14 protein-coding genes, 1 tRNA gene and 1 pseudogene are annotated in these 14019 nt (G+C 68.2%); 10 read left to right on the top strand and 6 right to left on the bottom strand.

Features of this window, described 5'->3' with window-relative positions; genetic code table 11:
- Positions 1 to 200 precede the first annotated feature (200 nt).
- Entirely contained in the window at positions 201 to 1529 is a 1329-nt protein-coding gene (locus EA796_RS02885; RefSeq protein WP_122107461.1) for an MFS transporter, read from the top strand.
- A gap of 85 nt (positions 1530 to 1614) precedes the next feature.
- Here EA796_RS02885 and EA796_RS02880 read toward each other — a convergent pair whose 3' ends face one another.
- The gene (locus tag EA796_RS02880) at positions 1615 to 2592 is read right to left on the bottom strand and encodes a zinc-dependent alcohol dehydrogenase family protein (protein ID WP_122107460.1); all 978 of its coding nucleotides are present in this window, start codon (positions 2590 to 2592) and stop codon (positions 1615 to 1617) included.
- A 146-nt stretch (positions 2593 to 2738) separates the two neighbouring features.
- Here EA796_RS02880 and EA796_RS02875 point away from each other — a divergent pair, with 146 nt between their 5' ends.
- Positions 2739 to 3470, top strand: a complete 732-nt coding sequence (locus tag EA796_RS02875; protein ID WP_122107459.1) for an ABC transporter substrate-binding protein — start codon at positions 2739 to 2741, stop codon at positions 3468 to 3470.
- Between the two features lie 89 nt (positions 3471 to 3559).
- A complete protein-coding gene (locus EA796_RS02870; protein ID WP_122107458.1) occupies positions 3560 to 4705 on the top strand; it encodes a PQQ-dependent sugar dehydrogenase in 1146 nt (381 codons plus the stop codon).
- A gap of 45 nt (positions 4706 to 4750) precedes the next feature.
- On the opposite strand, the gene EA796_RS02865 is transcribed toward EA796_RS02870, so the two are convergent.
- Positions 4751 to 4942, bottom strand: a complete 192-nt coding sequence (locus EA796_RS02865) for a hypothetical protein (RefSeq protein WP_021441765.1) — start codon at positions 4940 to 4942, stop codon at positions 4751 to 4753.
- Between the two features lie 239 nt (positions 4943 to 5181).
- On the opposite strand from EA796_RS02865, the gene EA796_RS02860 reads away from it, so the two are divergent.
- The 3 genes from EA796_RS02860 (at position 5182) to EA796_RS02850 (ending at position 6568) form a co-directional block, all read left to right on the top strand.
- Positions 5182 to 6024, top strand: coding sequence for a S1 RNA-binding domain-containing protein (locus tag EA796_RS02860; RefSeq protein WP_122107457.1), 843 nt, complete (start codon positions 5182 to 5184; stop codon positions 6022 to 6024).
- Between the two features lie 54 nt (positions 6025 to 6078).
- A tRNA-Thr gene (locus EA796_RS02855) sits at positions 6079 to 6154 on the top strand.
- 87 nt (positions 6155 to 6241) lie between these two features.
- Positions 6242 to 6568, top strand: coding sequence for a hypothetical protein (locus tag EA796_RS02850; RefSeq protein ID WP_122107456.1), 327 nt, complete (start codon positions 6242 to 6244; stop codon positions 6566 to 6568).
- A 35-nt stretch (positions 6569 to 6603) separates the two neighbouring features.
- Here EA796_RS02850 and EA796_RS02845 read toward each other — a convergent pair whose 3' ends face one another.
- Positions 6604 to 7668 carry a diguanylate cyclase gene (locus EA796_RS02845; RefSeq protein WP_122107455.1) on the bottom strand — a complete coding sequence of 355 codons (1065 nt, stop codon included), beginning with the start codon at positions 7666 to 7668 and terminating at the stop codon, positions 6604 to 6606.
- 223 nt (positions 7669 to 7891) lie between these two features.
- On the opposite strand from EA796_RS02845, the gene EA796_RS02840 reads away from it, so the two are divergent.
- The 3 genes from EA796_RS02840 to EA796_RS02830 are packed head-to-tail and all read left to right on the top strand — an operon-like array spanning position 7892 to position 11099.
- Positions 7892 to 8680, top strand: coding sequence for a PP2C family serine/threonine-protein phosphatase (locus EA796_RS02840; protein ID WP_122107454.1), 789 nt, complete (start codon positions 7892 to 7894; stop codon positions 8678 to 8680).
- A 16-nt stretch (positions 8681 to 8696) separates the two neighbouring features.
- A complete protein-coding gene (locus tag EA796_RS02835) occupies positions 8697 to 10181 on the top strand; it encodes a serine/threonine-protein kinase (RefSeq protein ID WP_122107453.1) in 1485 nt (494 codons plus the stop codon).
- A 15-nt stretch (positions 10182 to 10196) separates the two neighbouring features.
- Entirely contained in the window at positions 10197 to 11099 is a 903-nt protein-coding gene (locus EA796_RS02830) for an FHA domain-containing protein (protein ID WP_122107452.1), read from the top strand.
- Positions 11100 to 11155: 56 nt separating this feature from the next.
- Here the strand turns inward: EA796_RS02830 and EA796_RS02825 are convergent, their stop codons facing one another.
- From EA796_RS02825 to EA796_RS02815, 3 genes are all read right to left on the bottom strand, one after another.
- Entirely contained in the window at positions 11156 to 11485 is a 330-nt protein-coding gene (locus EA796_RS02825) for a DUF2025 family protein (protein WP_122107451.1), read from the bottom strand.
- A 98-nt stretch (positions 11486 to 11583) separates the two neighbouring features.
- The gene (locus tag EA796_RS02820; RefSeq protein WP_122107450.1) at positions 11584 to 11988 is read right to left on the bottom strand and encodes an NUDIX domain-containing protein; all 405 of its coding nucleotides are present in this window, start codon (positions 11986 to 11988) and stop codon (positions 11584 to 11586) included.
- Positions 11989 to 12075: 87 nt separating this feature from the next.
- Positions 12076 to 12777, bottom strand: coding sequence for a YebC/PmpR family DNA-binding transcriptional regulator (locus EA796_RS02815; RefSeq protein WP_122107449.1), 702 nt, complete (start codon positions 12775 to 12777; stop codon positions 12076 to 12078).
- Positions 12778 to 13245: 468 nt separating this feature from the next.
- Between EA796_RS02815 and EA796_RS02810 the strand changes: the two are divergent.
- Positions 13246 to 13995 (top strand): annotated as a pseudogene (locus EA796_RS02810) (NADPH-dependent F420 reductase).
- Positions 13996 to 14019: the final 24 nt, after the last annotated feature.

Raw genomic sequence — 14019 nt, 5'->3', positions numbered from 1 at the left:
AAAGCGCTTCGCATTATTCCAGCTGGATATGGACGATTTTTTGGCGTCAACGCCCCATCGATGTGCATAAATCCAGCGAATAGTCGCAGACAAGCCGCGGCAAAGCCTCTAGATTGCCCCTCACCCAAGGTTCGGCCGGTGCTGCCAAGGTAGGCGCCACCGCGGTAGGCCCGACGTGGACAACAACAAGAGAGATTGCCATGCAGCCCAACCAGCAAGCGTCCAACGCCTGGCGCATCCTGTTCCTGCTATTCCTCGCCAACCTGTTCAACTTCTTCGACCGCACCATCCCCGCCATCATCATCGAGCCGATTCGCCTGGAATGGGGCCTCAGCGACCTGCAGCTGGGGCTGATCGGCACCGCCTTCACCATCGTCTACGCCCTGGCCGGGGTGCCGCTGGGGCGCATGGCCGACACCGGCGCCCGGCGCAAGATCATGGGCTGGGGCCTGGCCGCCTGGAGCGGGCTGACCGCGCTGAACGGCATGGCCTGGAATTTCTGGAGCTTCCTGCTGATCCGCATGGGCGTCGGCATCGGCGAGGCCAGCTACGCGCCGGCGGCCAACTCGCTGATCGGCGACCTGTTCCCGGCGCACAAGCGCGCGCGAGCCATGGGCATCTTCATGCTCGGCCTGCCGCTGGGGTTGCTGCTGGCCTTCTTCACCATCGGCGCCATGGTCCAGGCCTTCGACAGTTGGCGCGCGCCCTTTCTGATCGCCGCCGTGCCGGGGCTGATCCTCGCCCTGTTCCTGTTCTTTATCCGCGAGCCGGCGCGCGGTGCGGCGGAGAGCACCCGGGTCAGCAGCGCGCCGGTGGACAAGCCGCTGCGCAAGGTGCTGGCGATCCGTACCTTCTGGTGGCTGGTGCTGGCCGGGCTGGCGTTCAACTTCGCCTCCTACGCCTGCAACTCCTTCATGGTGCCGATGCTGCAGCGCTACTTCGGTCTGCAGTTGCAGGATGCGGCAATGGCCACCGGGGTGATAGTCGGGCTGACCGGCCTGCTCGGCCTGACCCTGGGCGGCTGGCTGGCGGACAAGGTGCACCAGCGCTGGGCCAATGGCCGTCTGCTGTTCGCGGCTTTCAGCATGCTGCTGGCCTGCCTCTGCACCGCCTGGGCGCTGAGTGCCGGGCGCATCGACACGGCGCTGTTCGTCGGCGTGTTCAGCCTCGGCTGGCTGTTCTCCTACAACTTCTACACCTGCGTCTACACGGCGATCCAGGACGTGGTCGAGCCGCGCCTGCGCGCCACCGCCATGGCCCTGTTCTTCGCCGGCCTGTACCTGCTCGGCGGCGGCCTCGGCCCACTGGCGGTGGGCTGGCTGTCGGATCACTACGCCCAGGCGGCCATGCACGCGGCCGGCGCCAGCGAGATAAGCGAGGCGTTCAAGGCCGTCGGCCTGCACGACGCCATGCTGCTGATTCCGGTGGCGCTGTTTCTCACCCTGCTGGCGCTGCTGCAGGCCGCCCGCTGTTTCCAGCAGGATGCGCTGCGCATGCGCGAGGGGTTGGCTGGGGCTGCTTTGGCTTGATCGCGGGATGGTGCGCGCGGCGCACCCTACGGGAGTAGGGGCGCCGTGTGAGCTTCGGGGGGAGGGTGCGCCATGCGCACCCATCTCAGGGCACCAGCAGGATCTTGCCGTCGCGCTCGCCGCTGGCGGCCGCGGCCACGGCGTCCTTGATATGGGCCAGGTCGTAGGTGGCGGCGACGCGGGTCTTCAGCTTGCCGCCGGCGATCAGCTGCACCAGCTCGCCGAACACCTTCATCTGCTCGGCCGGCGTGGCCTGCTGGAACCACTTGGCCAGCCAGAAGCCGCGCAGGGTGACGTCGCGGAACACGAAGGAGGCCGGCGATACCAGGCACGGCTGGCCGCTCATCATGCCGTAGTTGACCAGCACGCCGCCGTTGCACAGGGTCGCGGCGATATGGTCGGTGCTGGCGCCGCCCACCGCATCGATGCCCAGGCGCACGTCGGCGCCGCCGGTAGCCGCGCGCACGCGCTTGGCCAGGTCGGGGCCGTCCACCAGCACCAGATCGCCGCCTTCGGCCTCGACGCCGGCCACCGCCGATTCGCGGCGCACCACGTTGATGGTCTTGAAGCCGCGCAGCTTGGCCAGCTGGATCAGGTAGCTGCCGACGCCGGAGTTGGCGGCGTTCTGGATCACCCAGTCGCCCGGCTTGAGGTCGACGAACTCGCTGAGCAGCAGCGAGGCGGTCGGCGGGTTGACGGTGAGCATGGCCAGCTGCAGCGGGTCGGCGTCCGGCAGCGGGATCAGCTTGTCGGCTGGCGCATTGAGGGCGCTGACCCAGGTACCGCAGCCCACCGGCAGCAGCACGTTCTGGCCGACCTTGAGGTTGCCGACGCCCTCGCCGAGCGCTTCGACCCGGCCGACGCCCTCGTTGCCGCCGATGGCCGGCAGCGGCGGCAGCATGCCGTAGGCGCCGGTCAGGGTCAGCACGTCGGAGGGGTTGATCGGCGCGGCCAGCACCTTGACCCGCACCTGGCCGGCGGCCGGCGCCGGCAATTGCAGCTCGACCGCTTCGATCACGTCCTGCGGCACCGGGCCGCGTTGCTGGTATTGGGCTTTGAGCATGATGATTCTCCTGGGGCAGGCGCAGAAATGCGTGGAGCCAGTCTAGCCGCGCGCGGGCAAAGCGGAATGAATCGCCGTGCATCCACTCTGGTGATGGGCGGCCGGCGCCGTCTATGCTCAGGGCTCGTTCGAGTCAGGGACGTGGCATGTACAGATGCTGGGTAGGCGTGCTGTTGCTGTGGCTGGCCGCGGGGGCGTGCGGCGAGACGCTGCGCGTCGGTTTCGGCACGCACAAGCCGCCCTACGTGTTCGAGGGCGAGCCGCGCGGTCTGGAATACGAGCTGGTGGACCGCGCCGCGCGCCTGGCGGGGTTCGACATGGCGGCCTACTACGCGCCCATGGAGCGCCTGCACCTGATGCTGCGCCGCGGCGAGATCGACGCCATCACCACCACCAACGAACGCAGCGGCGTCGAGGCCTTCTACTCGGACATCTATATCCACTACCACAACGCCGCCGTCGCCCTGGCCGCGCGCGGCTACCGCATCGAACGCATCGCCGACCTGGGCGGCTACTCGGTCAGCGCCTTCCAGCGCGCCCGCCTACTGCTGGGCGCGGAGTTCCAACGCATGGCCGAGGGCAATCCGCGTTACCGCGAGGAGGCCCTGCAGATCAACCGCAACCGCCTGCTCTACAGCGGCCGGGTCGAGGTGGTGATCGGCGATCCGCGGATCATCCAGCATTTCAATCGCGAGGTGGCCGAGCAGGTCGACGTCAGCCAGCCGCTGGCCTGGTACCCGCTGTTTCCCCCCACCGCCTACCGGGTCGGCTTTCGCCTGGAGGCGCAGTGCCAGCGCTTCGACCAGGGCCTGCGCCAGTTGCAGTTGCGCGCGAGCGGTGCTTATCAGCTGATCGAGCGTCGCTACCTGAGCGACTGAAACCTGGCGAAACCTTTTGCGGGGCTGTCTCGACCCTACCGCTGTAGCACTATGCGGACTCGTTCCGCGACTCGCATGGAGGAGCCCCGATGTTGCGTCCACACCTGCTTGCCAGCCTTGGCCTGGCAGTGCTGCTGAGCAGCCAGGCGAGCCTGGCCGAGTCCCGCCAACTGCCCAGCGAGCTGGGGCAGCTGCAGATCGAGACCGTTGCCGAGGGGCTGGCCAACCCCTGGGGCCTGGCTTTCCTGCCGGATGGCCAGGGTTACCTGGTGACCGAGCGCCCCGGGCGCCTGCGCCGGATCGCTCCGGACGGCGCCTTGTCGGCGCCGCTGGGCGGCGTGCCCGAGGTGTTCGCGGTGGGCCAGGGCGGTTTGCTCGACGTGGTGCTGTCGCCGGATTTCGCCGCCGACCGTCTGGTCTACCTGTCCTACGCCGAGGCCGGTGACGGTGCGGCCGGCACGGCGGTCGGACGCGGCCGTTTGTCCGCCGATGCCACGGCGCTGGAGGGCTTCGAGGTGATCTTCCGCCAGCAGCCCAAGCTGTCCAGCGGCACGCACTTCGGCTCGCGCCTGGTGTTCGACCGCGACGGCCACCTGTTCATCGCCCTCGGCGACAACAACCAGCGCCCCACCGCGCAGGCGCTGGACAAGCTGCAGGGCAAGCTGGTGCGTATCCATCCCGACGGGCGCATTCCGGCGGACAATCCCTTCGTCGGCCGGGCCGGCGCCCGTGCGGAAATCTGGTCCTACGGCCACCGCAACCAGCAGGGCGCGGCGCTCAACCCCTGGAGCGGCCGCCTGTGGAGCCACGAGCACGGCCCGCGCGGCGGCGACGAGATCAACATCCCCGAGGCGGGCAAGAACTACGGCTGGCCGCTGGCGACTCACGGCATCAACTACTCGCTGCTGCCGATTCCCGAGGCCAAGGGCGAGGCCGTCGCCGGCACCGAGCCGCCGCACCACGTCTGGGAAAAATCGCCGGCCATCAGCGGCATGGCCTTCTACGACGCCGAGCGTTTCCCGGCCTGGCGGCACAACCTGTTCATCGGCGCGCTGGCCGGCCAGGCGTTGATCCGCCTGCAGCTCGACGGCGACAAAGTGGTGCACGAGGAGCGTCTGCTGCAACCGCTCAAGGCGCGCATTCGCGACGTGCGCCAGGGGCCGGACGGCTTTCTCTACGTGCTGACGGATGCGAGCGACGGACGACTGCTGCGCCTGGGGTTGGCGCGCGAGTAACGCGGGGGAGGGGGATGCCGGGTGCGCGCTGCGCACCCGCGGGCATTACTTCTTGCTGATGGTGATCTGCCGGGTGCCGCCGTAGGTCTGGCCGCTGACGCCCTTGGCGATCTGCTGGATCTCGCCGCCGCCCTGGAGGAAGGCCGCCACCTGGGCCTCGATGGACTCGCGGGTTTCCACGGCAGGGGCCGGCTTGCTGACTTTGCTGGTGGACGACTTGACGCGCAGGGTGGCCATGACCTTATCTCTCGACGATGGGCGGTCGGCCATTGTGCCTGATCGGGGCGCCGCCTGCTCGCCTAATCGTCTGGGACCGCTCTGGCGGGGCCGCTCGTCGAGGCCCTGGATGCCGGCTAATCGCTTGTTTTCAAGGCACTTAAAGCACTTCTCGACCGGCTGTCGATTAACCGCGCGAGCAACCCTGGCACAGCCGAACTCGGGTAGAATGGCCGGCTGTTTTGGCGAGGTGGAACGCGATGGCCTTAATCGGGCGGATGAATTCTTTGCAGGTGGTCAAGCACACCGACTTCGGTCTGTACCTGGACGGCGGTGCGGACGGCGAAATCCTCCTGCCCAAGCGCTACATCCCCAAGGGCGCGCCGAGCGAGGTGGACGACTGGCTCAACGTGTTCCTCTACCTCGACAGCGAAGACAAGCTGATCTCCACCACCCTGAAACCGAAGATCCAGCTCGGCGAGTTCGCCAGCCTCAAGGTGGTGGATATCAACCGCATCGGCCTGTTCCTCGACTGGGGCCTGGCCAAGGACCTGCTGTTGCCGCACTCCGAGGAGAAGCGTCCGCTGCAGCTCGGCGATTACTGCGTGGTCTACCTCTACCTGGACAAGCGCACCCGCCGCCTCACCGCCACCGCGCGTCTGGACCGTTATCTGGACAAGACCCCGGCCAATTACCAGGTGGGCCAGGAGGTCGATCTGCTGGTGGTCGAGCGCAGCGACCTGGGCTTCAAGGCCATCATCAACGGCCAGCACTGGGGCCTGATCCACAAGAATGAACTGTTCAAGTTCGTGCGCAACGGCATGCGCGAGAAGGGCTATATCAAGGAAGTGCGTGCCGACGGCAAGATCAGCCTGAGCCTGCAGCCGGTGGGGCGCGAGGCGGCCAGCGGCCTCGGCGAGCAGATTCTCGAACGCCTGCGCGCCCAGGGCGGCAGCCTGGCGCTGGGCGACAAGAGCCCGCCCGAGCTGATCGCCGAACATTTTCGCGTCAGCAAGGGCAACTTCAAGAAGGCCATCGGCGGCCTGTACAAGCAGGGCCTGATCCGCATCCACGACGACCGCATCGAACTGCTCGACAGCTGAGCCGCCAGCGGCTTGAGTCGCGCCGCGCCAACTCGCATAATGCCGCCGTCTTCCGCCGGTGTAGCTCAGTTGGTAGAGCAGCGCATTCGTAATGCGAAGGTCGCAGGTTCGACTCCTGTCTCCGGCACCATCCAACCCAAGGGCGTGCAGCGATGCAGGCCCTTGGCGTTTTCGGGCGTAGAATGCCGGGAACCTTGGTTCTGCCTGTGAGGTGCCCATGTTGCTCCGACTGCTGCTGCCGATCCTGCTCTGTGCATGGGCCTTGCCTTCCTGGGCCGATGTCACGCAGCCGATCCGGGTGATTCCCAAGAGCTATGTCAGCCCCGGCGCCAGCGGCAGTGTGTCTGGTTCGGCGCATTTTCAGCAGTACGATCTCTATGGCGGCCAGCGTCTGCCACAGGCGCCGCTGCGCGAGGAGAGCCGCTACGGCAGCCATGCCAGCGAGGTACGCGGCGGCATTCGGCAGAGCATCGAGTATCCCGGCGGTTTGCGTCTGGAACTGCAACCCGGCAGCGGCAGTTACCAGCAGCAGCGCAGCCGCTGAGCGCGGTCGGCCTTGCCGGGCGGGCGGGCGTGGCGTCAGCGCCGGCGCTCCGCGGCGTGGTGGGCGGCGGTCCCTTGTGGTGCGGGTTCGTTGCGGTCGATGACCACGCGGTTGCGGCCGCCGCTCTTGGCTTGATAGAGGCACTCGTCGGCGCGTTGCAGCCAGCTTTCCCAATGTTCGCCGCTGCGCAGGATGGCGCCGCCGATGGACACCGTCACCGGCCCGCCGGGGCTTTCCAGTTCACTCTCGACGCGCTTCAGCAGATGCTGGGCGGCGGCATGCAGGCCGTCGAGTTCGGTGTTGGGCAGCAGCAGGAGAAATTCCTCGCCGCCGAAGCGGAACAGGCGGTCTTCCTTGCGCGAACAGCGCTTGACCAGTTCGACGAAGGCCACCAGCACCTGGTCGCCGATGTGGTGGCCGAAGCGGTCGTTGATCTGCTTGAAGTGGTCCAGGTCCATCACCAGCAGGCCGAAGCTGTCGCTGTGGCGGCGGTGGCTGGACATGGCGATCTTCAGTTCCTCGTTCATCGCCCGGCGGTTGCGCGCGCCGGTCAGCGGGTCGTGGATGGCCAGCAGTTGCAACTGGTCGCGCTGGGTGCGGGTGCGGACGGCGAAGATGAAGCTGAGCACGCTGGCCATCATCCCGGTGACCAGGAAGGAGACCATCTGGTAGTGGCTGTCGAACACGCTGCCGGGCACCAGCAGGGCGTGCGCCACCAGGCAGGCGAGCACCAGGGCGGTGGCCAGCAGGGCCTTGCGGGGGGTGACCATGAAGAAGTTGAAGAGGATCAGCGGGTAGATCCAGAACAGGCCGTTGACCCCCAGGTTGATGGCGATCAGCGTGGCGCCGATGGAGAACACCGTGGCCAGGTAGATGCCCGGTTTGACCGTGTCGCGGGTGCGCCAGGCGTAGAACACGGCGAACAGGGTGGAGAGCACGATGATGGTGTCGGCTATGCCCACGAGGTAGTTGCCGTGCAGCAGGCGGTACACGGCGTAGGGTGAGATGCCCAGGACGCCGAACAGGCCCATCAGGGTGATGATCGACAGCTGGAAATCTTCGCGCAGGCGCTTGAGCAAGCGGGCAGTCTTGATGGCCATAAGCGTTCTTGTCGTTGTTATGTAGCAAGCATGCAGAGCTTTGACCGCTTATGGCAAGGGTAGATCCTGAGCAAAGTGCCAGCATTTGCGCCAGGCCGACGAGTCGCTCCGGCGCTTGAGGCCGGTTTGGTTAACCGCTGCGCATTTGCAACCGGCTGGCCGGTGACAGTTCGCCAGCGCCGCCGCATCATGGGCCGCCCGCCATCAGTTCAAGGATCTGCGCGTGTCCCAGTCATCGCCTCCATCCGTGGTATTCGCCGCGCAAAGCGTCGCCGGCCAGGTGCGCACGCACAACGAGGACGCCCTGGCCTGTCGCCCCGAGCTCGGTTTATGGGCGCTGGCCGACGGCATGGGCGGCCACGAGCGCGGCGAGGTGGCCAGCGCCCTGGCGCTGCAGGGCCTGATCGAGGCGTTGCAGCAGGGCGCCGAGCTGGCCGCGGCGGTGCACGCCGCGCACCGGGCGATTGCCGACGCGGCGGGGCCGGGCGCCGGGGAGGCGAGCATGGGCAGCACCCTGGTGGCGGTGCGCCTGGCGGGCGATGGATTCGAACTGGCCTGGGTCGGCGACAGCCGCGCCTATCGCATCGGCGCCGAGCGGATCGAGCAGCTCAGCCACGATCACAGCTGGGTGCAGGCCATGGTCGACGCCGGCCAGATGAGCGCCGAGGAGGCGCGCCAGCACCCGCGGCGTAACCTGATCCTGCAGTGCCTGGGTCAAGGCGAGCAGGCGCCGGAGGTCGGCCTGCTGCACGCCCGGCTGGCACCCGACGAACTGCTGCTGCTGTGCAGCGACGGCCTCACCGGCGAGCTGGACGACGCGGCGATCCAGCGCTGCTGCGCCGAGGCCGAGACCCTGGAGGCGATGGTCGAGCAACTGGTGGGGCTGGCCAATAGCCATGGCGGCAGGGACAATATCAGCTGCATCGTCCTGGGCCTCGCCCCGGCTGCCGAACCGCGCGAGGCGCCGCCCCGCGGCCTGCTGCGCAAACTGTTCAAACCCCGTCAATCCTGAGCGCCAGTCCAGCCGCATGAGTCAGCCTCCGATCAGCGTACCCGGTTACAGCATCCACGGCCGCCTGGGCAAGGGCGGCATGGCCGAGGTCTACCTGGCCACCGAGCAGGCGCTGCAGCGCCAGGTGGCGCTCAAGGTGCTGCTGCACCGCGAGGACCAGGCCTTCACCCAGCGCTTCATCCAGGAAGGCCATATCGTCGCCTCCCTGCAGCATCCGTCGATCATCACCATCTACCGCATCGACCAGCTGGCCGACGGTCGTCACTTTCTCGCCATGGAATACCTGGCCGGCGGCGACCTGGCCCAGTACAAGGGCCAGCGCCTGGAGCCGGCGCGCGCCCTGCGCATCGTCCGGCAGATCGCCAGCGCCCTGGCGCTGGTGCACGACCGCGGCCTGGTGCACCGCGATATCAAGCCCGGCAACATCCTGTTTCGCGACGACGGCACCGCGGTGCTCACCGACTTCGGCGTGGCCAAGCAGCTGCAGCTGGACAGCGAGCTGACCCAGTCCGGCATCGCCGTCGGCAGCCCGGCCTACAGCAGCCCGGAACAGGCGCAGTGCCAGGCGCTGGATGCGCGCAGCGACATCTACAGCCTCGGCGTGATCCTGCTGGAGATGCTGACCGGGCATAACCCCTTTCGCGGCGCCAACTACACCCAGACCCTGATGAACCAGTTGCAGCTGCAACCGCCGCCCCTGCCCGAGCCGCTGGGCGAGTGGCAGTGGCTGCTCGAGCGCATGCTGGCCAAGGACCCGGAGGATCGCTTCGCCGATTGCCACGTGCTGCTGGCCAGCCTCGACGAACTGCAGGACGCCGAGCAGGATCACACCCGCCTGAGCCCGGCGCTCGGGCCGGCGCCGCGCAGGGCCAAGCGTCGCTGGCTGCCCTGGGCCCTGCTCGGTGTGCTGCTGCTCGGCGCCGGCAGCGCCGGCGGCTACTACTGGCAGCTGCAGCAGCGCCTCGCCGGGCTGCTCGCCCTCGGCGAAACGCGCCTGAGCGAAGGCCAGCTGCTCGCCCCGGCGCAGGACAACGCCGACTACTATTTCCGCCAGGCGCTGGCCCTGGATGCCGATAACGCCCAGGCCGCCGACGGCCTGCAGCGGGTGTTGCAGGCGCGCATCCAGCAGTACCTGGAACTGGCCGAGCAGCGCCTGGGGGAGGGCCTGCTGATCCTGCCCGAGGACGACAGCGCGGTGCACTACTTCCGCCAGGTGCTTGGCTGGGAGCCGGACAACCTGCTGGCGCAGGCCGGGATCAACCGCGTGGCGCAGCGCTTCATCGAGCAGAGCGAGGCGGCCTATGCGCGGCGCGAGTACAACCTGGCGCTGGAGCAGATCAAGCAGGGGCTGGAGGCCGAACCCGACAACGAACGCCTGCTGGCGCTCTACGACGGCCACCAGCAGCGCGTGCGCAGCAGCCAGGCGGCGAGCCGGCCGCGCAGCGCGCCGCCAGCCCAGCAGAATCCGATCGAACGTTTGCTGAACAACCTTTTCGACTGATCCGAGGCGCCCGAGATGCTCAGATTGCAGTTCCTGGATAACCGCCAAGCGCCGGTCTGGCTGACCGAAGAACGCCTGACCATCGGCCAGGACAGCCGTAACCAGCTGGTGCTCGGCGATGCCGGGATCGCCAGCTTTCATGCCGAGATTCGCCAGGATCACGGTTACTACTACCTCAGCGATGCCAGCCAGGGCGCGACCTACGTCAACGACCAGCGCATCGGCACGCGCTTTCAGCTGCGCGACGGCGACCGCGTGCGTCTGGGCGGCGTCGAGCTGCTGCTGGTCGACCCGGCGAAGAGCGCGGCGCGTCCCGAGGTCGCCGCGCCGCGCTGGTTCCTCCAGGTGATCCAGGGCGAGCACCAGGGGCGCAAGTTCCATATCCACGGCTCGATGACCTTCGGCCGCTCGAGCAAGTGCGAGCTGTGCTTCGGCGACCCGGAGCTGTCGCGCCGGCACTGCGAGTTCTTCCTCAAGGACGACGTGCTGGAGGTCAAGGACCTGGCTTCGGCCAACGGCGTGACGGTCAACCAGCAGAAGGTCAGAACCGCCGTGCTGCAGCCGGGCGACCAGTTGAAGATGGGCTCGGTGAGCCTCTTGGTGATCGGGCCGAAGGTCAGCCTGAGCGAGACGCCGGACGAGGATGCCACCCAGTTCATGCGCGTGGCCGACCTGCCGCCGGCGTTGGCCGCCAAGGCCGCTGGCGGTGCCACGCAGATCGCGCCGGTACCGCAGGTGGCGCGCGCCAGCGCCAAGGCCGCGCCGGCGGCGGCCAATCCGCTGCGCGCCGCTCAGGCCAGGACGGCGCCCGCCACCGCGGCGCCAGCGGCCAGCGCCAGCAGGCTATGGCTGGGCGGCGCCTTGCTGCTGCTGATCGGCGCCGGCCTCGGCGCCGCGTCGATGCAGCTGCTGGGCTGAGCCGAAGGGGACACCCTTGGCATCGGTGGTACGCCGCCCGGGTTGGCGCGCGTGCCTCAGGCCGGCGCCAGGCGCCGGCGTTCGGCGCGGATCTCCGGCAGGTCGCTGCGCCGCAGGTAGAGGCGCAGCGCCTCGCCGAGGTTGACCCGCTCGTCGATGCGCTGCTCCTGCAGCCAGGCCAGGCTCTGGCGATCCAGGCGCATCAGGCCGTCTGCCTCGGCGTGCCAGACGTATTCGCAGGTCGGGGTGATGGTCTCGGCCGGCACGTCGAGGCCGAAGCTGTCCTCGGAGAAACGCAGCAGGTACTGGCCGGTCTTGGCGTTGAAGCCGACGAAGCCCTGCAGCTGGTCGGCGGCCTGGCAGATCTGGGCGGAGCTGATACTCATGGCAAACCTCGGGTTGCTGTGGGTTTGCACGCAAAACTAAGGGTTCTGGTTATCGGCGCAGCCTAGCGCGTGGCCGCGTGGCCGCGCGTTGCCGTGGATCAACAAAGGCGCGCGGCCAGGGCGGGCAGCACCTGCTCGCGCAGCAGCGGCGCCAGCTCGCCGTCGAAGGGCTGGCCGGCGGCGTACCAGCGCAGTTCCTCCAGCTCGGCCGCCGGTTGTACCGCGTGGGGCAGGGCGGCGTGGAAGATCTCCGCCTGCAGCCAGGTATCGGCCTCGTTGGCGGCGCTTGCCTGGAATCGGCCGAGCGGGTGCAGCGCCGCGTAGTCCAGCTGCAGTTCCAACTCTTCATGCAGTTCGCGGCGCAGGGCGGCCAGGGCATCCTCGCCGGCTTCGCGCTTGCCGCCCGGCAGCATGAAGAACCGGGTGTTGCGCTTGCGCACCAGCAACAGGCGGCCCCGTTGGTCGAACAGGCAGGCGGCGGCGATATGCAGGGTGGTGTTCATGGCGGGTGTCGCGAGTGTCGAGCAGGTGAGACCTCTGTCCCCTCGCCCATCAGTGGGTGAGGGGGCAAAGTGCTTAAGCGAGCGGAATCAGCCGGCCAGGCCGACGTAGACATTCTGCACGTCGTCGTGGCCGTCGATGGCTTCGAGGAAGGCTTCGACTTCTTCCAGCTGCTCCGGCGTCAGGCTGCTCACCGGGTTCTTCGGGCGGTAGCCGAGCTTGGCCGAGTTGACGGTGAAGCCCTGCTCCGGCAGCGCCTTGCACACGGCGTCGAGGTCGGTCGGCTCGGTGATGAACAGGGTCGCGCCCTCGTCATCGGGAACGAAGTCCTGGGCGCCGGCTTCGATGGCGGCCAGTTCCGGGTCGGCGCCGTCTTCGGTGCTGGCCTCGATCAGGCCGACGTGGTCGAAGTCCCAGCTCACCGAGCCGGAGGCGCCGAGCTGGCCCTTGCGAAACAGCACGCGGATCTCGGCCACGGTGCGGTTGACGTTGTCGGTCAGGCACTCGACGATCAGCGGCACCTGATGCGGGGCGAAGCCTTCGTAGAGGGTGCGCTCGTAGTTGATCACCTCGCCGGACAGGCCGGCGCCTTTCTTGATCGCGCGCTCCAGGGTGTCCTTGGGCATCGAGGCCTTCTTCGCCTGATGCACGGCCAGGCGCAGCTTGGCGTTGGTGTCCGGGTCGGCGCCGTTACGCGCGGCGATCATGATTTCCTTCACCAGCTTGCCGAAGATCTTGCCTCGGGCATTGGCGGCGGCTTCTTTGGGTTTGGCTTTCCACTGGGCGCCCATCTGGGGTCTCCTGGCCGATAGGTGAGACGGCGTCGCGGCGCGGGGCGGCCGGACGATCGGTTAGGCTGCGGATTCTAGTGCCTTGCGGCGCCGGCGGCACGCGCAATTTCCCGGATGGCGTTGGCGGCGGGGGAAGCGCCGGCGCAGCGGTTCTGCGCCGGCAGGCTGGGGCTCAGGCGTTGGGCGAGTGGCTGCCGAGCAGGGTCTGGCCGTGTTTCTTCTCGCGTTTGGCCATGCGTTTCTCGTGTGCCGTTTTCAGCGGCTTCTTCTTGCCTTCTTTGTGGGAATCCATGCTCTTGCTCATGGTCGTGTCTCCGGGAAGTTGGTCATTGACTGGGTAAATGCATTCGGGTCACTACCACCTCCTCGGCCCCTGCAGCCGGCTGTCATGCGTTATCGCCTTTCAAGCATAGCTGGCGGGCAACACCCTGTTGCGAATCGGCGACGGTCGTCGCGTGCGGCTTCTCTATGCTTGGCCTGTGTCGCCGTGACGCGTTCGAGGAGGTCGCCATGTCCCTTTTCCTGCATCGTTTCGCCACCGCGCTGGGCCTGCTGGTGCTGCTGGGCGGCGCCCCGGCGCTGGCGCACGCGGACGCCTTGCGCATCGGCATCATCGGCACCGGTAATATCGGCGGCGCGCTGGCGCGGCTGTGGGTCGAGGCGGGGCACGAGGTGATGATGTCCTCGCGTCATCCCTAGCGTCTGCAGCCGCTGGCCCTGGAGCTGGGCGAGCGCGCCCGGGTCGGCACCCCGCGCGAGGCGGCCGAGTTCGGCCAGGTGATACTGCTGGCGGTGCCCTACGCCGCCACGCCGCAGATCGGCCGCGACCTTGCCGGCGAACTGGCCGGCAAGGTGCTGCTGGATGCCGGCAATCCGCGCCCGGAACGCGACGGGCCGATGGCCGAGGAGGCCCGCGAGCTGGGCGCCGGCCTGGCCTCGCAGCGCTTTCTGCCCGGCGTGCGCCTGGTGCGCGCGTTCAACGCCATTTCCGCCCACAACCTGCGCAACCAGGCCCATCGCAGCGGCGAGAAACTGGCCATCCCGCTGGCCGGCGATGACGAGGCGGCGCTGGAGGTGGCGGCGCGCCTGGTGACCGATGCCGGTTTCGATCCGGTGATAGTCGGGCCGCTGGCCACGGCCAAGCGCTTCGACTTCGCCAGCGGCATCTCGGCGCGGATGCCGACGGCGCGCGAGTTGCGCGAGATCCTCGGGCTGTAGCTCCTGCGGACCGAATCCCCCGCA

Source organism: Pseudomonas sp. AOB-7, assembly GCF_003696305.1.
Taxonomy (GTDB): domain Bacteria; phylum Pseudomonadota; class Gammaproteobacteria; order Pseudomonadales; family Pseudomonadaceae; genus Aquipseudomonas.
Note: the sequence above shows the minus strand (reverse complement) of the source record. Positions and strands in the feature narration are given on the sequence as shown.